Genomic DNA, 25,897 nt, shown 5'->3' on the forward strand with positions numbered 1-25,897 from the left:
TTCCTTTTGACGCGAAAATCGCAATCAGATTAGCGTCGACTCAAAGGGGTTTAAATTTCCCAAGGAGCAACCGCCCAGCCGCCGCGAGGTGCCATGTCGAACGATCCGCTTTTGCAGCCTTATCAGCTCAAGCATTTGACGTTGAAAAACAGGATCATGACCACGAGTCACGAGCCCGCCTATCCCGAGGACGGGCTGCCGAAGGATCGTTACCGCGCTTACCATGAAGTCCGCGCCAAGGCCGGCGTGGCGCTGACCATGACGGCGGGGTCGGCGGTGGTCTCGAAAGACAGCCCACCCAGCTTCTCCAATATCCTTGCCTATAAGGACGAGGTGGTGCCGTGGATGGGCAAGCTCGCGGATGCCTGCCATGAACATGGCTGCGCGGTGATGATCCAGCTCACCCATCTCGGTCGCCGAACCCGTTGGGATTACGGCGACTGGTTGCCTGCGCTTTCCGCCGGGCCGGATCGGGAGACGGCGCATAAAGCCTTCCCGAAAGTCATGGAAGAGTGGGACATTGACCGCGTGATCGGCGATTATGTCGATGCGGCGGAGCGGATGCAGCAGGCGGGTCTCGATGGGGTGGAGCTGAATGCTTACGGCCATCTGATCGACCAGTTCTGGTCGGCCCGGAGCAATACGCAGGATGAATATGGCGGGTCGCTGGAAGGCCGGATGCGGTTCTCTGACGAGCTGCTGACCCGGATGCGGGAGCGGGTGGGGGATACGTTCATCATCGGCATCCGCTTCACCGCCGATGAGACCGTTCCCGGCGGGATTGATGAAACCGAGGGGCTGGAGATCGCCCGGCGGCTCAAAGCGGCGGGTCAGGTTGATTTCCTCAACGTCATTCGCGGGCGGCTCGACACAGATCCGGGGCTGACCGATGTGATTCCCGTGCAGGGCATGAAATCCGCGCCGCATCTCGACTTCGCGGGCAAGATCAAGGCGGAAATCGGGATGCCAACCTTCCACGCCGCCCGCATCCCCGACGTGGCGACGGCGCGGCATGCTGTCGCAGCGGGCCTGCTCGATATGGTCGGCATGACTCGCGCGCACATGGCGGATCCGTTCATCGTCCAGCGCATTGTCGAGAAGCGGGAGGACGACATTCGCCCCTGCGTCGGCGCCAATCATTGCCTTGACCGGATTTATCAGGGCGGCGATGCGCTCTGCATCCACAACGCAGCGACGGGCCGCGAGCTGTTCATGCCGCATGAGATCGCGCCTGCGGAAACGCCGAAAAAGGTCGTGATTATCGGCGCAGGTCCGGCGGGGCTGGAAGCCGCGCGGGTGGCCGCCGAGCGGGGACATAAGGTTGTGGTGTTCGAGGCGCAGGACGATCCGGGCGGGCAGGTGCTGCTCCTCAGCCAGACGCCACGCCGCAAGGAAATGATCTCCATCGTCGAATGGCGCATGGCGCAATGCGCCGCCCGTGATGTGGAGTTCCGGTTTAACGCCTACGCCGAGGCGGACGACGTGCTGGCGGAGAACCCCGATGTGGTCATCGTCGCCACCGGCGGGATGCCCAACACGGCGATTATCGAGGAGGGCGAAGATCTCGTCGCCTCAAGCTGGGACATGATTGCGGGGGATGTGAAACCGGCGGGCGAAGTGCTTGTCTTTGATGCCACCGGCGATCACGCGGCCCTGCAAGCCACCGAGGTTGCCGCCTTTGCCGGCGCGAAAGTCGAGATGATGACGCCCGACCGCACCCTCTCCTCCGAAGTCATGGGCATGACCCTCGTGCCCGCCATGCGCCAGCTTCAGGACAAGGATGTAACCTTCACTGTCACCCGCCGCCTCACCGGGGTTGCGCGCGATGGCAACAAGCTCAAAGCCACCATCGGCACCGACTACTCGGACCACCGCGAAGAGCGCCATTACGACCAGATTGTGATAAACTACGCGACGCTCCCGCTTGATGAGCTTTATTTCGATCTCAAACCGCGCTCGCGCAATCGCGGCGCGGTCGATCATGACGCACTTTTGGAGGGCCGCCCGCAGCCGGATGGCCCCCATGATGGCAGCTTCCAGCTTTACCGTATCGGCGATGCCGTGTCGGCCCGATCCATACATGCCGCGATCTATGATGCGTTGCGGCTTGTAAAAGACATTTAGTAACCCTGCCCCCCGCTTGGGGGCGCTCCTTGGAGGGAGGTAAAAACAATGACAACGGATTCAGACGTTCTCGCCGCATTGCTGGCCCGCAAACCGGGCCATTCCCTGCCGCAGCCGTTCTATACGGACCCGCATTTCTTCGACTGCGATCTGCGCAATATCTGGTACAAGGATTGGCTGCTCGCGATCGCATCGGCGGAAGTTCCCAAGACCGGCAACTATGTCACCATGCAGATCGGCAATGCGCCGGTTGTGATCGTGCGCGGCGCGGACAAGAAAATCCGCGCCTTCCACAATTCTTGCCGCCACCGGGGCAGCCGCGTCTGCCAGCAGGAACGCGGGTCGAGCGCCAAGCTGACCTGCCCCTATCACCAATGGACCTATGATCTCGATGGCAGTCTCGTCTGGGCGCGGGAGATGCAGGAAGGGTTCGACCCCAAGCAATACGGCCTCAAACCGATCCATTGCGAGGAAGCCAGCGGAATCGTCTTCATCTGCCTCGCCGATGACGCGCCCGACTTCAAACCGCTTCAGGAGATGGCGGAGAAATATGCCGGGCCGCATGACATGCCCAACCTCAAGGTCGCCGCGACCCGCTCCATTGTCGAAAACGGCAACTGGAAGCTGGTGATGGAGAACAACCGCGAATGCTATCACTGCGCAGGCTCACACCCGGCGCTCTGCCGCGTCTTCCCGGATGATCCCGAGCTGGTCGGTAGCTTCGAAGGCACCTCCGTTGCGGCGGCCAATGAGCACGTGGAGCGCTGCGAAGCCAATGGTCTGCCCTCGAAATTTTACATGGAACCGGGCGGGCAGTGGCGTTTCGTCCGCATTCCCTTCGTGGGCGACGCGGTCAGCTACACGCTTGAAGGCACCCCCGCTGTCAGCAAACGCCTTGGCAAGATCCCGTTCGACAATGCTGGCTCGCTGCTGTTCTTCCATTATCCGAACACCTGGAACCATCTGCTGTCGGACACGGTCACGCTCTTCCGCATGACCCCGATCAGCCCGACAGAGACGCAGGTGATGACCACATGGCTCGTCAATGCGGATGCGGAGGAGGGGGTCGATTACGACGTGGACCGGCTCACCCATGTCTGGATTCAAACCAATGCCGAGGATCGCGAGGTCGTGGAGGAAAACCAGAAGGGCATCCTCTCCCCCGCCTATCAGCCTGGCCCCTATTCGGCGAAGCAGGAGAGCGGCGTCATCCAGTTTGTCGACTGGTATACGGACACGCTTCAGCAGCGCCTGACCGGGCGTCCCCGCCTGATGGTTGCGGAGTAACTTCATGATCCCCATCCCCGATGAGACGAGCAAACCGTGGACCGATGAGGAACCGCTGGAATGCGTGATGGTCATTCCCGAAGCGCCGGATGTGAACACCTTCGTGTTCCGCGCGCCCTCGGGCCGCTGGTTCCGCTATCGTCCGGGGCAGTTCCTCACACTTGAGATCCCGACCCCGGGCGAGACAATCTGGCGGACCTTCACCATCTCCACCAGCCCGTCGCAATCACTCTCCGTCGCGGTGACGATCAAGCAAAATCCCGACTCTGTCGGGGTCAAGTGGATGTTCGAAAATGTCCGCCCCGGAACACGTATGAAGGCCAGCGGTCCGGCGGGGCATTTCTGCCTCCCGCAGCAGCCGGACGGGAAATATCTCTTCATCTCCGGTGGCTCCGGCATCACGCCCATGATGTCGATGACAGCCTTCCTCTTCGACCGGGGTGAGCAGCCAGACATCACCTTCGTCGCCGCCGCCCGCTCCCCCGCCGATCTCATCTTCCGGCACCGTCTGGAGCATATCGCCTCCCGCCTGCCGGACCTGAAGCTGCATTTCGTCGTGGAGCAGGCGAACCCCTATGAGGTCTGGTCTGGCTATCGCGGGCGGCTCACCCAGATCATGCTCGGCCTGATGTGTCCCGACTATCTGGAACGCGAAGTCTATTGCTGCGGGCCGGAGCCCTTCATGGCCGCGGTGCGCGAGAGCCTAATCGATCTTGGCTTCAACATGGATCACTATCATCAGGAAAGCTTTGCCGCGCCCGCCGAAAGCGCCGAAGATGTCCCGCCCCTCGACGATCTGCGGCTTGAGGAAAGCGCCGAGGCCGAGGTGGTTTTCGCCAAATCCGGCAAAACCGCGACCTGCCGCGAGACGGACACGATCCTCGCCGCCGCCCGCGCCTCGGGTCTCAACATCCCCTCCGGCTGCACCTTCGGCCTCTGCGGGACGTGCAAGACGAAGAAAATTTCCGGCGATGTACATATGGTCCACAATGGCGGGATCACCGAGGAGGAGGAAGCCGAGGGCTATATCCTCGCCTGCTGCTCGCACCCGATTGGGCGGGTGGAAGTCGAGGTTTGACGGCCCTGCCATGCACCCATTGGGAATAGTCTTGAAGCCCCGTGAGGGGCTTCTCCGCTAGATCCCGAAACGGTCCCGCGCGGCGTACCACCAGCTTCCCAGCGTGGAATAGAGTGGCCCGAGCGTCCGCCCGCCGGGAAAGGGGAACCATTTTAGCGCCGCGAACCGGTCGAACCGCGTGGTGTCGCCCGTGATCGCTTCGCTTAATATCCGCCCGAAAAGATGCGAGCCGGTCACGCCATGGCCGGAATACCCATGCGCGAACCATGTGTGATCGGCGAGCCGTCCCATCTGCGGGACGCGGGAGAAGGACAGCGCGAAATTGCCGGACCACGCGTAATCCACCTTCACCCCTTTAATCTCCGGAAACACCGTCTCCATCGCGGGCCGCAGCTTCGCCTCCACATCCGCCGGGTCTTTGCCGCCATACACCGTGCCACCGCCAAAGAGCAGGCGATTGTCCGCAGAGAGGCGGTAATAGTCGAGAATATAGCGCGTATCCTCCGCGCAATGCCCGGTCGGCAGCAGGCGCTTCGCCACGTCCTCCGGGAGCGGTTCCGTCGCCATCACCTGAGTCGAGACCGGCATCACCCGCGCCGTCAGCGCCGGGACGACATGGCCGAGATAGGCGTTCCCGCAAATCACGACCTGCCCCGCCGTCACGCGCCCTTCATTTGTGATCACAACGGGTTTCGCGCCGGAATACTCCACCTCGCGAACGATACTATCCTCATAAATCACCACGCCAAGGCTCTCCAGCGCCGCCGCCTCGCCCAGCGCGAGGTTGAGCGGGTGCAGATGCCCGCCCTTCCGGTCGATCATCCCGCCGACATAGAAATCCGAGCCGATATGCTGGCGCAGCGCGGCCTCGTCGAGCAGCTCGTGGCTGTCCATCCCATAGCGTCGCAAAAGCTGATCGAACCCTTCGATCTCGCGCATATGGCGCGGCGTGGTGGCGACGAAGATATTCCCTTCGCGGTAGTCGCAGGCAATGTCATAACGCGCGATCCGGTCCCGGATAATGTCGCCGCCTTCCTGATAGAGACCGCCGACGAAATCCGCCATCTCCTGCCCATATTGCTTGGCGATCTTCGGCAGACCCGCGTTGAGCCCGTTCACCACCTGACCACCATTTCGGCCCGACGCGCCCCAACCGATTTTCGCGCCTTCGAGCAGCACCACCTGCTTGCCCGCCTCCGCCAGATGCAGCGCGGCGGAGAGGCCCGTAAACCCGCCACCGATGACGCAAATCTCCGCCTCAATGTCAGCACGAAGCGGCGGGCGCTCCGGCGACGGATTGGCCGAGGCCGCGTAATAACTGCCGGTATGGGTGCCGTCGGTATAATCCGCCATCAGACGCTGCTCCTGTAGGTTTCCGTCTCAAACAGCGACATGCGCGCCTCGAACCGTTCCATTTCCTGCCGTTTGATGCCGACCATGCTGTGAATGAGTTCGGGCGCAAAGGCGCGGGCGATGAAGGCGCTCTGCTCAAACCGCTCAATCGCTTCGCGCCAATGGCTCGGCCCTTGTTCCAACTCGATATAATCGGCATTGCCCGACAGCGGTTCGCCTGGATCCGTGCCGTTCTCCATCCCGTCCAGCGCCCCGGCAAGCACCGCCGCCAGCATCAGATAGGGGTTGGCATCGGCGCCCGCGACGCGATGCTCGATCCGCCGCGCGGCATTCGGCCCGCCGGGGATGCGCACAGCGACCGTGCGATTTTCATAGCCCCAACAGATCGAATTCGGCGCATGTTGCCCCGGCTCGAACCGGCGATAGGAGTTAAGATGAGGCGCGAAAATCAGCGTCGCATCCGCCATGGTCGTGGTCAGCCCGCCGACCGCATGGCGCAGCGCGTCGGTTCCCTCCGGCCCGCCATTGTCAAAAATATTCGCGCCGCTCTCATCCAAAATCGAGAAATGGATATGCAGCCCGGACCCGCTCGCCTCCTGCATCGGCTTGGCCATGAAACTCGCTTCATGCCCATGTTTGCGGGCGACCCCCTTGATGATCTGCTTAAGGAAAATCGCATCATCGGCGGCGCGGAGCGCGTCGGGCTGGTGCAGCAGGTTGATCTCAAACTGCCCCGGTCCAAGCTCGGAAATGGTCGCGTCCGCCGGGATCTCCTGCGCCTCGGCGGCTTCCTCGACATCGGCGAAGAACCCTTCGAAATCGCTGATCTCATCTACCGAGAGGACATTGCCCGCCATGGTCCGCTGCAAATGGCCCGGCGGGGTGATCGCATCGCCGGTCGGGTCGAGCAGGTAGAACTCCACTTCGAGCGCGACCACCGGGGTCAGCCCCTTGGCCGAAAACCGCTCCAGCACGGCAGCAAGCGCGCAGCGCGGGTCGCCGGGGAACATCGACCCGTCCTCCCGAAACATCCAGACCGGCAAAAGCGCCGCTGTCTGGCTCTGCCATGTGATCGGCAGAAGGCCACGTCCGGTCGGGTGGCACATCCCGTCGCCATCGCCATGTTTCTCGATCAGTGGGTTGCCCGCGTAATCATGCCCCCAAATATCCAGCTCGCAAGCGGTGAGCGGCATCCGGAATCCGTCTTTCTCCAGCTTCTCACGCTGATGCCCCGGCACACGTTTGCCGCGCCAGATCCCGTTGAGATCCACCAACCCGGCATAAAGATTGCGGTATTCCGTCATCGCGCATCGCCTCACATCTGTTCAGGTCCGATGAAAGCCTGCAATTTGCGCCCATGGCAAGGGGGCTAGTTGTCGTGCTTCTCCGTGAGGTGGCGGCGCAAGCGGCGCAGGCTGTACCAGACGAAGGCGAGGACGGGCAGGGCGATCAGCGCCATCAGCCAGTCTTTTGAGATCCCGAGCAGTTTTGCCAACGGCGCGCCGAGATAGCCCGCGAGACCAACCGCGTAATAGCTGATCGCGACGGCGGAGAGGCCCTCGACTGTTTCCTGCAAGCGCAGTTGCAGATCGGCGCGGCGGTTCATCGAAGCCAGCAGGTCGCGGCTCTGGATTTCGGAGCGGACATCGACACGGGTGCGGAGCAGGTTCGCCGCACGGTTGGCGCGTTCCGAGAGCGCGGTGACCCGTCCAATCACCGAGCGACAGGTGCGCATGGCGGGATCAAACCGGCGGAGCATGAATTCCGACATGACTTGCCGGTCGCCAACGCGCTGTTCGCGCAGCGTTGTCAGCCGCTCGTCCACGATGGCGCGGTAAGCTTCCGCCGCGCCGAAGCGGAAACTGGTCCCGGAAATCAGCAGTTCCACCTCAGCGGCGAGGCGCAGGAGGTTTTCGAGGCTCGCCTCGTCCGCCCCATCCTCGCGAGTGATGCTGGCCATGATCTGCGTGAGATCCGCGTCGAGCCGCGCGACCTCCCGCGACACCCGCTGCGCGACGGGCAGTGCCAGCATCGCCATGGCGCGGTAGGTTTCCAGCTCCAGCAGGCGTTGGACGATACGGCCCAAACGGCGCGGGTCGATGCTCGGTTCGGTGAACACGGCGAAACGGCTGTGCCCGGCGGCGTCGAGCCGGAAATCGCCCGCAATCAAGGCGTTCCCATCCGCGATTTTCGACGCGGCAAGGCTTTCAGCCACAAACCAATTCCGCAGCTTGTCGTCGATCTGGGACAGCGTTTCGGGTTCATTCAGATGCGCTGTCTCGATCCGCAGCAGCGCCGAGGCCATCACCACACCGCCCTCATTGATCCATGATTTCGGAAAATGTGCGAAAAGATCGCCCTGAAAGGGCGGGGTCGAGACGCCCTCGGTCATCAGCGTGTAGGTGACAAATTCCGTGTGCCGCTCCCATTTCAGCGCAAATGGCCCGAGATCGGCAAAATAATGCTCGGCATCCGGTGCGGGATGGGGCGCGCCGAAACGGTCGAGCAGCGCAATCAGATGTGCCCGGTCCTCCTCGGCGGCGCGCGGCGCGTCGGCATCGGAGGTCAGCGCGAGATAGGCGGCGCTCGCCGGGGCCTTCAGCGTCGGGAAAGGCCGTGCGTGTAACTCGTTAATAAGGGCCCGACGGGCGCTGTGATCGGTCATGTCTCGCTCCGTTTCGCCAAGGAAACCAAGTGACTATAGCACGGGATTTGCCCTTGGATACGGCGCGCGGGACAAAAACCCGGCTGTGGCCAAACCGCCCCGGTTCGATAAAACCCGCGCTATCTCGTCGCTGGTATCACGCCGCATTTTGCGCTTAGCTGCGAGGGATAGATCGGAGGGACCCCCATGGACATCGAGACTCGCAGCTTTTCCGCCTTTGACGACCAGAACCCCGGCACCTCGGGCCTGCGCAAGAAAACCAAGGTTTTCATGCAGCCGCATTATCTGGAAAGCTTCGTGCAGGCGATTTTCGAGGCGATTGGCGGGGTCAGCGGCAAGGTGCTGGTGCTTGGCGGCGACGGGCGCTTCCACAACCGCACGGCGGTTCAGGCCATCCTGAAAATGGCCGCGGCGCAGGGTGCAAGCCGGGTGATCGTCGGGCAGGGCGGCTTGCTCTCGACGCCGGCGGCCTCCCACCTCATTCGCAAGCGCGAGACCGATGGCGGGATCATCCTCTCGGCCAGCCACAACCCCGGCGGCGAGGAGGAGGATTTCGGGATCAAATTCAATATGCCGAATGGCGGGCCGGCCCCGGAGGGCGTGACTTCGAAGATGTTCGAAGCCAGCAAGGGGCTCAGCGAGTACAAGATCGCGGATGCGGAGGATGTGGCGCTCGATACGCTTGGGGAGCAGACGCTTGGCGAGATGGTCGTCGAGATTGTCGATCCGGTGGCGGACTATGCCGCGCTGATGGAGGAGCTGTTCGATTTCGCCGCGATCAAGGCGCTGTTCGACGGCGGCTTCACGATGCGGTTCGACGCGATGCACGCGATTACCGGGCCTTATGCGGTGGAGATTTTGGAAAACCGCCTCGGCGCGCCGAAGGGGACCGTTATCAATGGCACGCCGGAGGAGGATTTCGGCGGGCATCACCCGGACCCGAACCCGGTTTGGGCCAAGGCGTTGATGGACGAGATGTTCAGCGCGGACGGCCCAGATTTCGGCGCGGCTTCGGATGGCGATGGCGACCGGAATATGGTTGTCGGAAAGAATATCTATGTCAGCCCGTCGGATAGCCTCGCCGTGCTGGCCGCCAATGCGCAGCACGCGCCCGGTTATGCGAGCGGGATTGCCGGGGTCGCGCGGTCCATGCCGACTTCTGCCGCCGCCGACCGGGTGGCCGAAAAGCTCGGGATCGCGAATTTCGCGACCCCGACCGGCTGGAAGTTCTTCGGCAATCTGCTGGATGCAGGGAAAGTCACCATCTGCGGCGAGGAAAGCTTCGGCACCGGATCGAACCATGTGCGCGAGAAGGACGGGCTTTGGGCCGTGCTGCTCTGGCTCAATATTCTGGCCGCCCGCAAGGAGAGCGTCGCCGATATTCTCGCCGCCCATTGGGCGGAGTATGGCCGCAACTATTACTCGCGCCATGACTATGAGGGCATCGACAAGGACGGCGCGGAAGCGATGATGGCGCGCCTGCGCAGCGGCGCAGCAGACTTGGTAGGGAAATCGTTCGCCGGGCTGACCGTCACCAAGGCCGAGGATTTCGCCTATACAGACCCGGTCGATGGTTCGGAAAGCAAGAAACAGGGCATGATGGTCGAATTCGACGGAGGGAGCCGGATCATGATGCGCCTGTCTGGCACGGGGACCGTGGGGGCGACCCTGCGGCTCTATCTCGAAGCCTATGAGGCGGACCCGGCGAAGCACAACCGCGACCCGCAAGAGGCGCTGGCGGATGTGATCGCGGCGGCGGAAGAGATCGCTTCAATCAAAGAGGTAACAGGCAAATCCGCGCCGGACGTTGTGACCTGACAGCGTCCCTTTCCCCCATCAAGAGGGCTTCGGCCCGCCACGCAAAAGCGCGGGTCGCGCCCGGCATCTAATCGCGACGTTTCCTTGCGCCGGGTGCGGGGAAGGGCATCTAAACGCAGCGCCCGACCCGGCGCGATCAGCGATGCGGCAGGCCAAGGCTCCCGACGCTCATCGCGTGTTTGACGGAGAAAAGATAAGTCTCAACCTTACGCTGCGAGGTCAGGTGATGACGCGCCTTCTCCTCGGGCGCCGACGCGAAGAACCGCGCCATCCGGTCCCGTTGCCTCTCGCGTGTCGTCCAGATCCAATGCCAGAATTCGCGATCAAACCGCTCGGGGCAATTTTCAGGCAGATCCGGGCGTGAGCGGCCATAGCTTCGCACCGTTCGCCAAAAGACCCGCCACATGCGCATCGTGACCGGAAAGTCGAGCCAGATCAACGTGTCCGCCCGGCGCACCCGCTCCCGCCATGTCGCGGAATGCCCGCCCTCGAAGATCCATTGCGGCTGTGCATGGACCTCGGCGCAGAGCAAAGTCTTTTCCTCGCGCGGGCGCTCCGTCCAGCCGGGCATCCAGTGGATGTGGTCCATATGGTAGACAGGCAACATGGTGATGTCCCCAAGGGCGCGCGCCAGGGTGGATTTGCCCGATCCCGGTTGCCCGATGATCATGACACGTTGCATGGCGCGCTCCTTTGGTTAAACGGCGGCTTTCAGCGCCTCCACCCGGTCCGTCGCTTCCCATGTGAAGCCGCGATAGGTGCCGCCATTATAGGCGATCTCCATCGGGTCGCGGCCGAAATGGCCATAAGTGCTGGTCGGGCGGTAGATGGGGTGCAAAAGATCTAGTTCTTTCAGGATCGCATAGGGGCGCAGATCGAACACCTCGCGCACGGCGGCGATGATCTTCTCGCGCGGCACGGTCTCGGTGCCGAAGGTGTTGAGCGAGATCGAGGTCGGCTCCGCCTCGCCAATCGCATAGCTCACCTGAATTTCGCAGCGGCGGGCAAGGCCAGCGGCGACGATATTCTTGGCCACCCAGCGGCCCGCATAGGCAGCCGAGCGGTCCACCTTAGACGGGTCTTTGCCGGAGAACGCGCCGCCGCCGTGTCGGGCCATGCCGCCATAGGTGTCGACGATGATCTTGCGCCCGGTCAGGCCGCAATCACCAACCGGGCCGCCAATGACGAATTTGCCGGTCGGGTTGATGAAATATTTCGTGTGGGTCGAAAGCCATTCGGGCGGCAACACCGGCTTGATGATCTCCTCCATCACCGCCTCGCGCAGATCGGCTTGCGCAATGTCGGGGCCGTGCTGGGTCGAAAGGACCACCGCATCGACCGCCGCCGGCTTGCCGTTTTCATAGCGGAAGGTGACCTGGCTCTTCGCATCCGGGCGCAGCCAGTCGAGCGTGCCGTCACGGCGCACCTGGCTCTGACGCTCCACCAGACGGTGCGCATAGGTGATCGGGGCGGGCATGAGCACATCCGTCTCATCGCTCGCATAGCCGAACATCAGCCCCTGATCGCCCGCGCCCTGCTCTTCGGGGTGGGAACGGTCCACGCCTTGGTTGATCTCGGGGGACTGCTTGCCGATAATGTTGATGACCGAGCAGGTTTCGCCGTCAAAACCAAACTCCGACGAGCGATAGCCCACATCATTGATCACATCGCGAACGATCCGCTCCAGATCGACCCAAGCGGTCGTGGAAATCTCGCCCGAAATGATGGCGACGCCGGTTTTCACCATGGTCTCGCACGCCACGCGGGCGCGCGAATCCTCGGCGATGATCGCGTCGAGAACGGCGTCGGAAATCTGGTCGGCGATCTTGTCGGGATGCCCCTCGGAGACGCTCTCCGAGGTGAAGGTGCTGTATTCAGTCATGCTATGCTCAGTAACGGTAATGATCGGGCTTGAAGGGGCCGTCCGGGGTGACGCCGATATAGGCGGCTTGATCAGGCGAGAGCTTGGTCAGCTTCGCGCCGACACGCTCCAGATGGAGCGCGGCCACCTTTTCGTCGAGATGTTTCGGGAGGATATAGACCTTGTTTTCATACTGGTCGCCCTTCTCCCACAGCTCCATCTGCGCCAGCACCTGATTGGTGAAGCTGGCGGACATGACGAAGGACGGGTGCCCGGTCGCATTGCCAAGGTTCAAGAGACGGCCTTCGGACAGAAGGATGATCCGATTGCCCGACGGCATTTCGATCATGTCCACTTGGTCCTTGATATTGGTCCATTTGTGGTTCTTGAGGGCGGCGACCTGAATTTCATTGTCGAAATGACCGATATTGCCGACGATCGCCATGTCCTTCATCGCCCGCATATGGTCGAGACGGATGATGTCTTTGTTGCCCGTGGTGGTGACGAAAATATCGGCTTTTTCAACGACATCTTCGAGAAGGACGACCTCGAACCCGTCCATCACCGCCTGAAGGGCGCAAATCGGGTCCGCCTCTGTGATCACAACGCGCGCGCCCGCGCCGCTGAGGCTGGCCGCCGAGCCTTTGCCCACATCGCCATAGCCGCAGACGACGGCGAGCTTGCCCGCGATCATGGTGTCCGTCGCGCGGCGGATGCCGTCCACAAGGCTCTCACGGCAGCCATATTTATTGTCGAATTTCGACTTGGTGACGCTGTCGTTCACATTGATCGCCGGGAAGGGCAGACGGCCCTCGCGCATCAGCTGGTAAAGACGGTTCACGCCAGTGGTGGTTTCCTCGGTCACGCCCTGAATGGCGTCACGCTGGCGGGCAAACCAGCCCGGCGAGGAGGCCAGACGTTTGCGGATCTGTGCAAACAGCGCCTCTTCTTCCTCGGATTTCGGATCGGCGATGAGGTCCTCCTCACCGGCCTCAACCCGCGCCCCGAGCAGGATATAAAGCGTCGCATCGCCGCCATCGTCGAGGATCATGTTGGCCGGTTCATCCCCGAAATCGAAGATCTTGTCGGCATAGTCCCAATATTCCGGCAGCGTCTCGCCCTTGATCGCAAAGACCGGAACGCCCGATGCCGCAATCGCCGCCGCCGCGTGGTCCTGCGTTGAGAAGATATTGCAAGACGCCCAACGCACTTCGGCGCCGAGCGCGACCAGCGTTTCGATCAGAACCGCCGTCTGAATGGTCATGTGGAGAGAGCCCGCAATCCGCGCGCCTTTGAGCGGTTTGCTGTCGCCATAATCGCGCCGCAGCGCCATCAGGCCAGGCATTTCGGTTTCGGCGATATCCAGTTCCTTGCGGCCAAAATCAGCAAGGGCAATGTCTTTGACGATGTAATCGGTCATGTTGTGAGGCCTCTCCAATCGGATTGGCCCCACATGGCATAAATGGCATCTGTTGTGAAGCGCCTTGGCGGCGCTTCAGCCCTTACTGCGGCGTCACTTTATAAAGGCCGCCATCATCCTCATCGGTGACGACCCAGATCGCGCCGTCGGCCGTTTCGGCGACGTCGCGGATGCGGCCGATATCGGGCAGATACCGCGCCTCGCCGGTCACTTGGCCACCCGACATGGTGAGCCGGACGAGGCCCGCCGGGTTGAGCGCGCCGATGACGAGCGTGTCTTTCCAGCCGTCAAAGAGATCGCCCTGATAGAAGAGCGCGCCCGAGGGGGCGATCACCGGGTCCCAGTAATAAACCGGCTGCTCCATGCCCTCGGCTTCAGTGATCCCGTCGCCGATAGGTTGGCCCGCATATTCAATGCCATAGGTGATGGTTGGCCAGCCGTAATTTTTGCCGGCTTCGGGCATGTTCAGCTCATCGCCGCCTTGCGGGCCATGCTCCACGGTCCAGAGCTGACCAGAGCTGTCGAGCGCCGCCGCCTGAATGTTGCGCAGGCCCATGGCATAGTTGCTCGGCAGGCCGAGATCGGGGTTGTCCTCGGGGATCGAACCGTCGGCATTCACCCGCACCAGCTTGCCGATATTGGTCTGCGGATCCTGCGCGAGCACGCGCGGCTCGGGATCCGACCGCTCGCCAAGTGTGATGAAGAGCGTGCCATCGGGCGCAAACACGAGGCGCGAGCCGAAATGCTTGTCCGATTGCCAAGCGGGCTGCTGCTGGAAAATCACCTCAACCGAGTCGACGCGGGTGTTGTCCTCGGAGAGAACGCCACGCGCGACCGCAGTCGCATTGGTGTTCTCACCGCGCGGCTCGGCATAGCTCCAGTAGATCATGCGGGTGTCCGCGAAATCCGGCGAGAGCGTCACATCAAGCAAACCGCCCTGACCGCGCGCATCCACCTCCGGCAGACCTTGGAGCGGGTCAGACAGAGTGCCATCCGCCGTCAGCACGCGCATGTTGCCGGGCCGCTCCGTGATGATGAACCCGCCCTCGGGCAGAGGCTGTACGGCCCATGGATGATCGAGGCCAGACACAATCTGCTCCGCATTGAGCGTCACATCCGCGTCGATCTGCGGCGCGCGGGTCTGTTCAGGGAAAGCCGGTTCATAGGGCGCATTGGCCGCAGGTGTGGGGACCGGATCTTGTGCAACGGCTGGAAATGCCAGGCTGCCTGCAATCAAAAAAGTGGAAACGCGAATTTTGGGCATGACAACTCCTCCTGTTGCGCCATTTTATGAGCGTAACAGTATAACGCGTAAAATTTGAAAAAGTTCATAGATAACTGAAAAGGGCGCCTCGGATGGGCGCCCTTTTGCTGGTTTCTCTTGTGCTTAGCCTTAGTCGAGGCTGCGCTTGTGCTCCGAAGTTTCGAAGATTTCGATGACATCGCCCTCGCGGATATCGTCGTAATTTTCAAAGGCCATCCCGCATTCCTGACCGGCGCGGACTTCCTTGACCTCATCCTTGAAGCGCTTGAGCGTTTTCAGCGTACCTTCGTGGATCACCACATCGTCGCGCAGGAGGCGGACCCCTGCGGAGCGGCGGGCGAGACCTTCGGTGACTTCGCAACCTGCGACCTTGCCGACGCCGGTGACTTTGAAGACCTCTTTGATCTTCGCGTAACCGATGAACTCTTCGCGCAGCTCGGGCGACAGCAGACCTTCGGCGGCCTGTTTAATGTCGTCCACCAGATCGTAGATGATCGAGTAGTAACGGATCTCCACGCCCTTCTGGTTGGCGGCTTCGCGGGCAGGGGCGTTTGCACGGACGTTGAAGCCGATGATCGGCGCGGAAGACGCTTCCGCCAGACCCACATCGCTCTCGGTGATCGCGCCGACGCCGGAATGCAGCACCCGCACGCGAACCTCGTCATTCCCGAGCTTCTCCATCGCCTGAACAATGGCCTCGGCAGAGCCCTGCACATCGGCCTTCACCAGAACCGGCAGCTCAGCGACGTTTTCATCCGCCTTCGCTTTCGCCATCATCTGATCCAGCGTCACGGCGGCACCGGCTGCGGCGCGCTTGTCCTTGGCAACCTGCTGACGATACTCGGCGATCTCGCGGGCCTTGCCCTCGTTTTCGACCACGTTGAGCACGTCACCCGCTTCCGGCGTGCCGTTGAGACCCAGCACCTCGACGGGCACGGACGGACCCGCTTCTTCCACACGGTCGCCCTGATCGTTAATGAGCGCGCGGACCTTACCCCACTGCTCACCGACAACGAAAATATCGCCGCGTTTCAGGGTGCCGTTCTGCACGAGAACCGTCGCGACCGGGCCGCGGCCCACATCGAGTTTCGCCTCGATGACCGCGCCTTCAGCGGCACGGTTCGGGTTGGCTTTGAGTTCAAGCAATTCAGCCTGAAGCGCGATGTTTTCCAGAAGCTCATCAAGACCTTGGCCGGTATGCGCGGAGACCTCCACATCAAGCACATCGCCGGACATTTTCTCGACGATCACCTCATGCTGGAGAAGCTGCGTGCGCACCTTGTCCGGGTCCGCGCCTTCACGGTCGATCTTGTTGATCGCCACGATCATCGGTACGCCAGCGGCTTTCGCGTGGCTGATCGCTTCGATCGTCTGCGGCATCACCGCGTCATCGGCGGCGACCACGAGAATGACGATATCCGTCACATCCGCACCGCGCGCCCGCATCGAGGTGAAGGCCGCGTGGCCGGGCGTGTCGAGAAAGGACAGCACCGAGCCATTGTCGGTCGTGATCTGATAGGCCCCGATATGCTGGGTGATCCCGCCAGCCTCGCCAGAGACGATGTTGGTCTTGCGGATCGCATCGAGCAGCGAGGTTTTCCCGTGGTCAACGTGGCCCATGATCGTAATAACAGGCGCACGGTTTTCGAGATCCGCCTCTTTATCCTCAACGGTATCAATCGCTTGCTCAACATCAGCATCGGACACGCGGACCACTTTGTGACCGAATTCCTCAACCACAAGGGTCGCGGTGTCGGCGTCGATGGTCTGATTCTGCGTTGCCATAATGCCGTTTTGCATGAGCATCTTGACCACTGCGGCGGATTTCTCGGCCATGCGGTTGGCAAGCTCCTGAACGGTGATCGCGTCCGGCACCTGCACGTCGCGGGCGACCTTCTCGCGGTTCTCGTTCCCGCCTTGCTGGCGGCGCTTGTCCTTCTCGGCGCGGCGACGCATCGCAGCAACCGAGCGCTGACGCCCGCCACCTTCACCGCCGAGCGCCTGATTGATGGTTAGCTTGCCGGAGCGGCGGCGATCATCCCCGCGGCCTTTCCCGCTGCGATCATCCTGCGGTGCTCCGCGATCATCGCGGCGCGGCTCTTTCTCGGGGCGGCCCCCACGCTCTGCACCCTTGGCCGAACGCGCTTCTGCCGCCTGTGCCGCTGCCGGATCGGGCGCGGCAGCGGGCTTGTCGGTCTTGGGCTTCGCGGCTTTCTTGGCCTCGGCTTCGGCCTTTTTCTTGGCCTCTTCAGCCTGACGCGCTTCTTCCTCGGCGGCCTTGCGGGCCTCCTCTTCGCGCTCCTTGTCAGCCTTTTCCTTGCGCAGGCGCTCCATCTCTTCGACGCGGCGCTTTTCCTCGTCGGCGAGTTTCTTGCGGTCCGCATCGGCGGACGCCTGAGCGGCTTCCAATGCCTTGCGGCGACGCTCGAACTCGGCATCCGAGAGGTTCTTGCCGCCCATCTGATTGCGCACGGCCGCCTTCGGCGCATCCGCCTTGCTCGCGCCCGTTTTCGGCACAACCACTTTCTTACGCTTCACCTGAACCTCGACCGATTTCGACCGGCCATGGGAGAAGCTCTGGCGCACCTGGCTCTTTCCAGCTTTCAGCCCCAGTGTTTTCTTGTCGTCTTTGCCCGTCGTATCGCTCATTCCGTTCGTCCCTTTCCGGCTGCTGCATCGGGGCGCATCCCCGCGAGCCGCAGCCCTTCCTGCCTGACACGATCCGTAAGTGCATCCGGCAGGAGCGCCGCATGTATCACATGATCGCGGCCAAATGCCAAACCCAATTCGTCCGCATCCAGCGTTGTAATGTAGCTATTTTGGCCCTTGGGAGGCCTCAGCTTGGATTTCCCGCTGTCCGAGCCGTCGGAGGCCTGGACCAGCAGCGCCGCACCATCCATCAGTGCGGCTTTTGTCTTTTCGAATCCGGCCACTGCGAGCCCGGCCTTCCGGGCCATGGCAATGAGCGAAATCAGACGCTCGGCGAGCAGGCGATCCACCGTCTCGGCCAAACCTTCGGGGATGGTCACCCCCTGTTTGGCCGCGCGGGCGAATGCGTTTTTCTTGATCGCCTGCGCCAAAGCGTCGCGGCGCGCGGACACCCAAAGCCCGCGCCCCGGCAATTTTCCGGCAAGATCCGGGACCACTTGCCCTTCCGGTCCGACGACGAAACGGATCATCTCCGCCTTATCGCCGCTTTCCCTTGTGGCTATGCAACGCCGCTCGGGCGCTGCATGTTCCCGTCTCGCTCCGCCTCTGCTCACTCTTCAGCGTCACCTTCTTCGGTTTCGGTCGTCTCGTCACCCTCTTCCTCTTCATCCGAAGCGAAAGCCGCGTGATATTCCTCTTCCGAGATAATGCCGAGAGCCAGACGCGCATTCATAATGAGCGTTTGCGCTTCGGTCAGGTCCACGTCGAATTTTTCGAGCAGGCCCTCATCCTTCACGCGCTTGCCATCGACCACAGTGTGACCGCCAGCCAGCTCCCAATCTGCGCAGGTTGCGAACTCGTCGAGGGTTTTGATGCCATCCTCTGTGAGCGCTTCGATCATTTGGGGGCTGAGGCCCTCAAATTCAACCAGACTGTCCTCTGCACCAAGCTCGCGCGCATGAGCGAGAGCCTTCTCGTTGATCTCATCGAGGCTTTCGCGGGCGCGGGCCTGAAGCTCTTCCGCCGTCTCATCGTCGAAACCATCAATCGAGGCAATCTCTTCGACGTCGATATAGGCGACTTCCTCAAGGGTCGCGAAGCCTTCCGACACGAGAAGCTGGGCCACGGTTTCATCGACATTCATCGTGTCCATGAAGAGTTGGCTGCGCTCGGCAAATTCCTTCTGGCGACGCTCAGACTCTTCGGATTCGGTCATGATGTCGATATCAAACCCGGTGAGCTGGCTCGCCAGACGGACGTTCTGACCCCGGCGACCAATCGCTAGCGACAGTTGATCATCTGGCACCACCACTTCGATCCGGTCTGCATCTTCGTCGATCAGCACCTTGCTGACCTCGGCGGGCTGCAGCGCGTTCACAAGGAAGGTCGGCGCATCTTCCGTCCAGGGGATAATGTCGATTTTCTCGCCCTGAAGCTCGCCGACAACCGCCTGAACGCGGCTCCCGCGCATACCCACACAGGCCCCGACCGGGTCGATCCCGCTGTCATGGCTGATCACGGCAATCTTCGCCCGGCTGCCCGGATCCCGTGCCACGGCCTTGATGTCGATCACGCCATCATAGATTTCCGGCACTTCCATCTTGAACAGCTCGGCCATGAATTCCGGCGCGGTGCGCGAGAGGAAAATTTGCGGGCCGCGCGTCTCCGGACGCACATCGCGGATATAGGCGCGGATCCGGTCGCCATTGGCATAGGTCTCGCGATTGATAAGCTGGTCACGGCGGATCACCGCCTCGCCCTGGCCCACATCGACAACCACATTGCCATATTCGGTCCGCTTCACAACGCCATTGAGAATGGTGCCGATCCGGTCCTTGAATTCATCATACTGCTTGGCGCGCTCGGCCTCGCGGACTTTCTGCATGATGACCTGCTTGGCGCTCTGCGCGGCGATCCGGCCCATTTCGGGCGGCGGCAGTTCATCTTCCAGAACATCGCCAATCTGCGCGTCGGCTTGTTCCTCGCGCGCATCTTCAACGGTGATCTCCGTCCACTGGTTCTCCACCTCTTCAACAACCGTGCGGCAACGGGTCATCCGCAGCTCGCCGGTTTTCGGGTGGATCTCGGCGCGGATGTCATATTCCGCCCCGTAACGCGAACGCGCCGCCTTGGCATAGCTCTCTTCCATCGCCTCACGCACCAGCGCCGGGTCAATCATCTTCTCCCGCGCCACCGCATTTGCGATTTCAAGCAATTCCAAACGGTTAGCCGATGTAATGCTCATTCTTCGTCATCCTTTTCGGTCTCGATCTCGTCGAACTGGCCCTCGTCCAGCTCCTTGTTTTTCTGTGCCTTGAGGCTCTCGGCGATCAACTCGTCGGTAAGAACCAGCTTCGCCTCCGCCAGAAGATCAAAGGTCAGCCCCACGGTGCCTTCCTCGATCTCGATCAGAACTTCGCCGTCCTCGACGCCTTGCAAAACGCCCTTAAAATTCTTGCGCCCATCAATCAGATCATTGGTGGTCAGCTTGGCGTGATAGCCTTCCCAGCGCTCAAAATCCTTAAACCGGGTTAACGGCCGGTCGATCCCCGGAGAGGAGACCTCCAGCGCATATTCCCCCGCCACCGGGTCCTCCACATCGAGCAGCGCCGACACCGCCGTCGAAATTTCGGCGCAATCATCGACTTCAATCGTCCCGTCCGGCTTCTCCGCCATGATCTGAAGCGTCGTTTTCTTCCCGCTCATCAGACGCAGGCGCACCAGCTCATAGCCCATCCCTTCGATGAGCGGACGAACCATATCCGCCAGCCGCCGGTCAATCGCCGCTTTTGCAATCAAATCGGACATATCACTCCTTGGAACCTGCGTCCCCGGATACAAAAAAACGGGCCCGCGGCCCGCTACATTTTCCGGTGGGAGGCCGAAGCCTCGCCGCTGTTGAGCCTGTATATACGCCCGGTTCCCACCGATTGCAAGCGGATAAGAAGAGAGGCATTTTTATCGTATTCGCAGCGCTTTAACGAGAAGATTTAGCTAAAATCTAAGAGGAAATAATTTTCTGTTAAAACTTTTTCCTGAGTCGTTTGGCTATACCTACAGCTTGCAACATAAGGGGTGAGCTATGTGGCAAGTTGTGACCTGTATTTATCAGGACCATGACCTATGGTCGGTCCTTCTGGCGGCGCTGGTGATGTCGGGTGGGGCCTATCTGACGCTGCTTCTGTTTAAAATGTCGCGCCGAGTCGTAGGTTTATCCGCCGGTCTCTGGATGTTTTTTGGCGCGCTGACAGCGGGTGCGTCCATCTGGTCCACGCATTTTATCGCCATGCTTGGCTACCGCCATGCCTATGGGGCACAGTTTGATCTGGGGATCACCGCGCTATCGCTTCTGATCGCGATAATCGGGGCCTTGGCCGCGCTGGATGTGGCGCGGCGCGCGAAAACCTATCAAGGCCGCGCCATCGGCGGCGGGGTTCTCGGTCTCGCCATCGCTACCATGCACTACACGGGCATGGCGGGCTATCGCCTTGACGCTCTGATGCTCTGGGATCGCACGATGCTCGCCGCGTCGGTCGCCCTCTCCGTCATCTTTGGCGCGCTCGCTCTCGGCCTGATGGATCGGGACGACCGCCGCCGCTACATGGCCACCAGCGCTTTTGTCGTTGGCGTAATCCTTCTGCACTTCACCGGCATGGCCGCCCTCACGGTCGTCCCGTCGCAAACCGGCGATGCGGGGATCATCGCCGCCAACGCCCTGCCGATCTCCGTCGGCGTCGCCCTTCTAACTGCTCTCATCGTCGGCGGCGGCGCCGCGGCCCTCTCCATCGAGCTGCGCAACCGCGACGCCATCGAGAACATGAACCGCTCCGATCTGCTCACCGGTCTAATGAACCGTCCCTATTTCACCGAGCAGCTCGATCTGTGGATGTCGAACAAAGATGATGAAGAGAACAAAGTCATGGTCATCGCCGTTGATCTGCAAGGATTTCGCTATTTCAACGACCGCAATGGCCGAGAAAAGGGCGACATGGTTCTGCGCGAACTGGCGGACCGCCTGACGGAAACGAATATCGGCACCTCCCTCGTCGCCCGCGCGGGCAGCGATGATTTCTTTGTCGCCAAAGCACTGACCTCCGATGCGCAAAAAGGACCGGTGATTGAGGCCATCCGAAATGTGTTCAAAGAGCCCTTCACCTGCGACGACACCGAACATCAGATCAAAGCCGATTTCGGCGTCTCAACCTTCCCGGAAGACGCTACCGATCCCGACCGCTTGATCGCCAATGCCGAGCTCGCCTTGGCCGCAGCGCGCCAGAACCGGAACGAAGATTTTCATGCCTATCATCCGGATCTCGCCAAAATGATGCGGCGTCACACGACGCTCAGCATGGATCTCGCGTCCGCCCTACAACGCGGTGAATTTACGATCTTTTACCAACCGCAGATTGAACTGCCAACAGGGCGGATCACAGGCTATGAAGCGCTCCTCCGTTGGACGCATACGAAGTTGGGACCAATCTCCCCGGCGGACTTCATCCCGATTGCCGAAACCACCGGGCTCATAATGCCCATCGGAAGCTTCGTTCTGCGGCAAGCCTGTTTCGACGCGCTGTCCTTCGACAAGGATCAGAAAATCGGTGTCAATCTGTCCCCGCTGCAATTGCATGATGAGGGCCTGATCGAAGAAGTCAGCGACCTTCTTATCGAAACCGGCCTTCCGCCCGAGCGCTTGGAGCTTGAACTGACCGAAAGCTCGCTTATCACGAACCCAACTCAAGCGTTCGAAACGATACAAGCCCTTCAAAAGATGGGCGTCCGCGTCGCGCTCGACGATTTCGGCACAGGTTATTCCTCCTTCGGCGTCCTCCGCGACATCCGTTTTGATCGTATCAAACTTGACCGCTCCATGATCCGAAATATCGAGCAAGAACCGCGCAGCATGGAAATCATCCATGCGCTCTTCTCTATGGCACGCGGGCTCGACTCCGAGCTGCTTCTCGAAGGGATTGAGACGGACAGAGAATGTCGCGCCCTCATCAATCGCGGTGCCAGCCACGCGCAAGGCTTCCTTTTCGGCAAGCCCGCTCCGCTCGAATTTCTACAGCGCGGCTCCTTCAAACTGCATCTGGAACGCGAGACTTCGGTCACGCACCATTGAGACCTTGGCAACCCGATGCTAAAACGGCGCGAATTCGACTGAAACGAGGATATCATGGCAGACCAAAGCACGCCGAACGGTGCCGATCAGGCAAATCAACCGGCCCCGAAAATTCAAATTTTGACCCAATTCGTCCGCGACCTGTCTTTCGAGAACATCGTCGCCCGCAAAGGCGCGCCGCAGGACGCCAAGCCGCAAGTCGCTGTTCAGGTCAATCTCGACGCGAACAAGCTGAACGATGAAGGCATTTACGAAGTTTCGTTGAAACTCACCGTCGATTCCAGCGCCGCCGAGAGCAAGATCTTCCTTTGCGAGCTGGACTATGCTGGCCGCTTCAAAATCGAAAACGTTCCGGAAGATCAGCTGCATCCGTTCCTGATGATTGAATGTCCGCGGATGCTCTTCCCATTCGCCCGTCGCATCGTCTCTGACGCGACTCGCGATGGCGGCTTCCAGGCGGTCAATGTCGACCCAATCGACTTCGTCAGCCTTTATCGTCAGGAAATCGCGCGCCGTCAGCAGGCATCGCAGCAGACCGAAGCGCCGAATTAAGCGCGCCAGATCGGATTTTTTAGGCCGTCCACGAACAAATCGTGGGCGGCTTTTTCGTCTGCACTCAACAGACTCTCAAGCGCTTGCTTCCGTTGCGGTGCAACCCAATCTGCGCCGACCCCTTTCACGGTTTCATCTTTAGACGACACCGCTTCAAGCGCAATTTCCGGCTGCCGTCCACCGATCAACTCTAGATAAACTTCTGCAAGCAGTTCGCTATCCAAAAGCGCCCCATGCAGCTCCCGACCCGAATTATCCACCCCAAAACGCCGGCAAAGCGCATCCAAACTATTCGACGCTCCAGCAAATCGCCGTCGCGCCATGTAAAGCGTATCAATCGCGATATCGCCTAATTTCGGATAGCCGGCTCGCTCCAACTCGGCATTCAAAAATTTCATATCGAAAGTAGCGTTGTGAATGATCAGTTTCGAGTCGCCAATGAAATCCAAAAACCTCTGCGCAACATCTGCGAATTTCGGCTTCCCACGAAGAAAGTCATTCGACAATCCATGCACTTCGAACGCCTCTTGCGGCATATCCCGCTCCGGATCGAGATATTCGTGAAAGGTATTTTTCGTTGCGACGTGGTTAATCAGCTCAATCGCGCCGATCTCAACGATGCGGTGACCCTCGCTCGGCTCAAAACCCGTCGTCTCCGTATCAAGAACAATCTCACGCATTCATTTCTGCCCTGATTTTTGTGATCACATCGAGGACCTGCGCTCGCGCATCGTCAAACCCTTTCGATGTATCAATAACGAAATCCGCCCGCTCACGCTTTTCCGCATCCGGCAACTGACGCCACAATATCTTTTCAAATGTGTCTTCGCTCATTTGCCCCCGCGCCAAAACGCGCTCTCGTTGGACATTTTCAGGAGCCGTCACGACGACAACCGCGTCGCAATCGACCTCCGCACCGGTCTCATAAAGCAACGGAATATCGAACAACACCATGTCAGCGTCGGCTGATGCCATAAATTCGCGGCGATCTGCAACGACAAGAGGATGAACGAAGTTCTCAATTCTCTTGAGAACCGTCGAATCACGCGCGATTTCGGTTTTTAACACATTACGATCAATAGCGCCTTCGATGACCGCATCCGGCGCAATTTTCTTCATTGGCTCCACAGCGGCTCCGCCTTTACTATAAAGCTTGTGAACCGTTGCATCTGCATCCCAAACGGGTACGCCAGCATCTGCAAACATCTTGGCCGTCGTAGATTTTCCCATCCCGATCGACCCTGTGAGCCCAAGACGAAATGGCATCATCCTAAAATCAACCGTTCCAATTCGTCGTCAACCACCGGCCGCTTTCCAAACCATCCCTCGAAACCTGGCACGGCTTGGTGCAGCAACATGCCAATCCCTGTGACCGTGGATAATCCTTGTTGCTCTGCTGAGCGTATCAAGGGTGTGATTAACGGATTATAGACGATATCTGTGATCACACAGCTCTTCTTCGAACCGGCGAGGTCTATTTCCAGCGGTGGATAGCCCGTCATCCCAAGCGACGTCGTGTTTACCAGAAGATCGACGTCAGGGATGTGTTTCTCAATTTCAACATTTGTGATCACATTGACTTTCTCGCCGAAGTGCTCTGCCAACGTTTCGGCCTTATCCAAAGACCTGTTAGAAAGATAAATTTTTGAGCATCCTCGCGACAACAGTCCATAGATGACGGCACGCGCAGCCCCGCCTGCGCCAATAACCAACGCTTTTGATTTCGGATTCCAGTCCGGGACATTCGCCTCAATATTTGCCATGAAGCCATAAGCGTCTGTGTTGTCGGCGAGAATTCGACCATCATCGAAAAAGAGCGTATTCGATGCCCCGATCTCCCGCGCTGTTTCTGTCACTTCGTCGGCAAGACGAAGCGCTGTTTGCTTATGAGGGATCGTCACATTGACGCCGTGAAAACCCATTTTAGGCAGCGTCGTGATCACATTTTCGAAGTCGTCAACCGCGACGGGTAGCGGTACATAAGCTCCATTTAACGCATATTTATCAAGCCAATAGCCATGCAATTTTGGCGAAAGGCTTTGAGAAATCGGATATCCGACAACGCCAGCAAGGATCATGTCAGCAACACTCCACGAACGCGCATATAATTCAAAATTTCGAGGAGGGGCAGCCCGAGAACTGTGAAATAGTCGCCTTCGACTCGCGTGAAGAGCTGGGCGCCGCGGCCCTCTAGACGGTAAGCACCCACCGATGAGAGGATTTGATCACCCTCACTGTCAAGATAATCGTCCAGAAACGCATCACCGATGGGGCGCATCATGAGTTTAGCTCGACCAATATGCCGCCAAATCGGTTTTCCATCTTCGAAGATGACTGCTGCGGAAAGAAGTTCGTGTGTTTTGCCGCGCAGCTCTTTGAGCTGTGAAGCCGCCTGATCTCTGGTTTCGGGCTTATTATAGGTTTTGTGATCACAAACGAGGATCTGGTCCGCCCCGAGAACGAGACCAGCGACTTTTGACGACGCCTTCGCAGCCTTCATTTCCGCAAGATGATCAGCAATATCACGCGGCGCAGTGCCATCAGCGAGAAGCGCAGCCTTGATCGCGGTCTCGTCAATGCGCGCTGGCAGGATATCAATGGTTAATCCTGCTTCAGTAAGCATGGCCGCGCGTGCTTTCGACGCGGATGCGAGGGTCAAATCGGTCATATCGAGACGTTGCCTCATACCAATGAGGTCGGCAACCTC

The 25,897-nt window shown here is 60.3% G+C and carries 21 protein-coding genes; 6 read left to right on the forward strand and 15 right to left on the reverse strand.

Annotated features, from left to right (window positions below):
* Positions 1 to 93: 93 nt before the first annotated feature.
* From ACMA5I_RS09200 to ACMA5I_RS09210, 3 genes are read left to right on the forward strand one after another with little or no spacing between them, the layout of a single operon-like run.
* Complete coding sequence (locus ACMA5I_RS09200) at positions 94 to 2,124, forward strand: FAD-dependent oxidoreductase (protein ID WP_525885965.1); 2,031 nt, start codon at positions 94 to 96, stop codon at positions 2,122 to 2,124.
* Between the two features lie 48 nt (positions 2,125 to 2,172).
* Positions 2,173 to 3,411 (forward strand): aromatic ring-hydroxylating oxygenase subunit alpha, encoded by a 1,239-nt coding sequence (locus tag ACMA5I_RS09205; protein ID WP_525885966.1) that lies wholly within the window; start codon positions 2,173 to 2,175, stop codon positions 3,409 to 3,411.
* Positions 3,412 to 3,415: 4 nt separating this feature from the next.
* Positions 3,416 to 4,489, forward strand: coding sequence for an FAD-binding oxidoreductase (locus ACMA5I_RS09210; RefSeq protein WP_525885967.1), 1,074 nt, complete (start codon positions 3,416 to 3,418; stop codon positions 4,487 to 4,489).
* A 57-nt stretch (positions 4,490 to 4,546) separates the two neighbouring features.
* Here ACMA5I_RS09210 and ACMA5I_RS09215 read toward each other — a convergent pair whose 3' ends face one another.
* The 3 genes from ACMA5I_RS09215 to ACMA5I_RS09225 form a co-directional block, all read right to left on the reverse strand.
* Entirely contained in the window at positions 4,547 to 5,842 is a 1,296-nt protein-coding gene (locus tag ACMA5I_RS09215) for an NAD(P)/FAD-dependent oxidoreductase (RefSeq protein ID WP_525885968.1), read from the reverse strand.
* The gene (locus ACMA5I_RS09220; RefSeq protein WP_525885969.1) at positions 5,842 to 7,146 is read right to left on the reverse strand and encodes a glutamine synthetase family protein; all 1,305 of its coding nucleotides are present in this window, start codon (positions 7,144 to 7,146) and stop codon (positions 5,842 to 5,844) included. The genes ACMA5I_RS09215 and ACMA5I_RS09220 overlap by 1 nt, the downstream gene beginning before the upstream one ends.
* 65 nt (positions 7,147 to 7,211) lie before the next feature.
* Positions 7,212 to 8,507, reverse strand: a complete 1,296-nt coding sequence (locus ACMA5I_RS09225; protein ID WP_525885970.1) for a DUF3422 family protein — start codon at positions 8,505 to 8,507, stop codon at positions 7,212 to 7,214.
* Between the two features lie 186 nt (positions 8,508 to 8,693).
* On the opposite strand from ACMA5I_RS09225, the gene ACMA5I_RS09230 reads away from it, so the two are divergent.
* Positions 8,694 to 10,325 carry an alpha-D-glucose phosphate-specific phosphoglucomutase gene (locus ACMA5I_RS09230; protein WP_525885971.1) on the forward strand — a complete coding sequence of 544 codons (1,632 nt, stop codon included), beginning with the start codon at positions 8,694 to 8,696 and terminating at the stop codon, positions 10,323 to 10,325.
* Positions 10,326 to 10,461: 136 nt separating this feature from the next.
* Here ACMA5I_RS09230 and ACMA5I_RS09235 read toward each other — a convergent pair whose 3' ends face one another.
* From ACMA5I_RS09235 to rimP, 8 genes are all read right to left on the reverse strand, one after another.
* Positions 10,462 to 11,007, reverse strand: a complete 546-nt coding sequence (locus tag ACMA5I_RS09235) for an AAA family ATPase (protein ID WP_525885972.1) — start codon at positions 11,005 to 11,007, stop codon at positions 10,462 to 10,464.
* Positions 11,008 to 11,022: 15 nt separating this feature from the next.
* On the reverse strand, positions 11,023 to 12,207 hold the full coding sequence (gene metK, locus ACMA5I_RS09240; RefSeq protein ID WP_525885973.1) for a methionine adenosyltransferase: 1,185 nt from the start codon (positions 12,205 to 12,207) through the stop codon (positions 11,023 to 11,025).
* Between the two features lie 7 nt (positions 12,208 to 12,214).
* A complete protein-coding gene (gene ahcY, locus ACMA5I_RS09245; RefSeq protein WP_525885974.1) occupies positions 12,215 to 13,606 on the reverse strand; it encodes an adenosylhomocysteinase in 1,392 nt (463 codons plus the stop codon).
* Between the two features lie 82 nt (positions 13,607 to 13,688).
* Positions 13,689 to 14,870 carry a PQQ-dependent sugar dehydrogenase gene (locus ACMA5I_RS09250; RefSeq protein ID WP_525885975.1) on the reverse strand — a complete coding sequence of 394 codons (1,182 nt, stop codon included), beginning with the start codon at positions 14,868 to 14,870 and terminating at the stop codon, positions 13,689 to 13,691.
* Between the two features lie 129 nt (positions 14,871 to 14,999).
* Positions 15,000 to 17,519, reverse strand: a complete 2,520-nt coding sequence (infB, locus tag ACMA5I_RS09255) for a translation initiation factor IF-2 (protein ID WP_525885976.1) — start codon at positions 17,517 to 17,519, stop codon at positions 15,000 to 15,002.
* On the reverse strand, positions 17,516 to 18,133 hold the full coding sequence (locus tag ACMA5I_RS09260; RefSeq protein ID WP_525885977.1) for an RNA-binding protein: 618 nt from the start codon (positions 18,131 to 18,133) through the stop codon (positions 17,516 to 17,518). The genes infB and ACMA5I_RS09260 overlap by 4 nt, the downstream gene beginning before the upstream one ends.
* Positions 18,130 to 19,764 carry a transcription termination factor NusA gene (nusA, locus tag ACMA5I_RS09265; RefSeq protein ID WP_525885978.1) on the reverse strand — a complete coding sequence of 545 codons (1,635 nt, stop codon included), beginning with the start codon at positions 19,762 to 19,764 and terminating at the stop codon, positions 18,130 to 18,132. The genes ACMA5I_RS09260 and nusA overlap by 4 nt, the downstream gene beginning before the upstream one ends.
* Positions 19,761 to 20,327, reverse strand: a complete 567-nt coding sequence (rimP, locus tag ACMA5I_RS09270; protein WP_525885979.1) for a ribosome maturation factor RimP — start codon at positions 20,325 to 20,327, stop codon at positions 19,761 to 19,763. Before rimP ends, nusA begins: the two co-directional genes overlap by 4 nt.
* Before the next feature lie 274 nt (positions 20,328 to 20,601).
* Between rimP and ACMA5I_RS09275 the strand changes: the two genes are divergently transcribed.
* Positions 20,602 to 22,638 carry a putative bifunctional diguanylate cyclase/phosphodiesterase gene (locus tag ACMA5I_RS09275; protein ID WP_525885980.1) on the forward strand — a complete coding sequence of 679 codons (2,037 nt, stop codon included), beginning with the start codon at positions 20,602 to 20,604 and terminating at the stop codon, positions 22,636 to 22,638.
* 54 nt (positions 22,639 to 22,692) lie between these two features.
* The gene (gene secB, locus ACMA5I_RS09280; protein ID WP_525885981.1) at positions 22,693 to 23,190 is read left to right on the forward strand and encodes a protein-export chaperone SecB; all 498 of its coding nucleotides are present in this window, start codon (positions 22,693 to 22,695) and stop codon (positions 23,188 to 23,190) included.
* Here secB and dnaQ read toward each other — a convergent pair.
* Genes dnaQ through ACMA5I_RS09300 form a run of 4 tightly spaced genes read right to left on the reverse strand, consistent with a single transcriptional unit; the run spans position 23,187 to position 25,858 of the window.
* On the reverse strand, positions 23,187 to 23,870 hold the full coding sequence (gene dnaQ, locus ACMA5I_RS09285) for a DNA polymerase III subunit epsilon (RefSeq protein ID WP_525885982.1): 684 nt from the start codon (positions 23,868 to 23,870) through the stop codon (positions 23,187 to 23,189). The two genes, secB and dnaQ, sit on opposite strands and share 4 nt — an antisense overlap.
* A complete protein-coding gene (coaE, locus tag ACMA5I_RS09290) occupies positions 23,863 to 24,459 on the reverse strand; it encodes a dephospho-CoA kinase (protein WP_525885983.1) in 597 nt (198 codons plus the stop codon). The genes dnaQ and coaE overlap by 8 nt, the downstream gene beginning before the upstream one ends.
* Positions 24,456 to 25,268 carry a shikimate dehydrogenase gene (locus tag ACMA5I_RS09295; protein ID WP_525885984.1) on the reverse strand — a complete coding sequence of 271 codons (813 nt, stop codon included), beginning with the start codon at positions 25,266 to 25,268 and terminating at the stop codon, positions 24,456 to 24,458. Before ACMA5I_RS09295 ends, coaE begins: the two co-directional genes overlap by 4 nt.
* Complete coding sequence (locus tag ACMA5I_RS09300) at positions 25,265 to 25,858, reverse strand: Maf family protein (protein WP_525885985.1); 594 nt, start codon at positions 25,856 to 25,858, stop codon at positions 25,265 to 25,267. The genes ACMA5I_RS09295 and ACMA5I_RS09300 overlap by 4 nt, the downstream gene beginning before the upstream one ends.
* Positions 25,859 to 25,897 lie beyond the last annotated feature (39 nt).

This window comes from Jujubicoccus corallicola (assembly GCF_047345645.1).
Taxonomy (GTDB): domain Bacteria; phylum Pseudomonadota; class Alphaproteobacteria; order Rhodobacterales; family Rhodobacteraceae; genus JBLEFH01.